Raw genomic sequence first — 284 nt, 5'->3', positions numbered from 1 at the left:
TTGGCTATTTACTAAACCCCAAACAACAAAAAACCCGTTACATTGCTGTAACGGGTTTCTTTAATTGGATCTTGGTAATGTCCTACTTTCACATAACAAATGCTACACTATCATCGGCGCTGTTTCGTTTCACTACTGAGTTCGGCATGGGGTCAGGTGGGTCCAAAACGCTATTGTCACCAAGCAAATTTGGTGTCAGTCCGTATCGCTACGTACTAACTAAAATTTGGAATTCTGATAATAAAGTCTTCTAGTATCTACTTTAGTTATATTAACTTATTAGG

1 rRNA gene is annotated in these 284 nt (G+C 38.0%); it reads right to left on the bottom strand.

Annotated elements, in window-relative coordinates:
* Window positions 1-69 precede the first annotated feature (69 nt).
* Window positions 70-184, bottom strand: a 5S ribosomal RNA gene (rrf, locus tag CWB77_RS16365).
* Window positions 185-284 lie beyond the last annotated feature (100 nt).

Origin of the sequence: Pseudoalteromonas sp. S1610, from assembly GCF_005887465.1 — a bacterium.
In the GTDB taxonomy this organism is placed as follows: domain Bacteria; phylum Pseudomonadota; class Gammaproteobacteria; order Enterobacterales; family Alteromonadaceae; genus Pseudoalteromonas; species Pseudoalteromonas undina.
The sequence above is the reverse complement of the archived record's forward strand: the minus strand, read 5'-3'. Positions and strand labels throughout refer to the sequence as shown.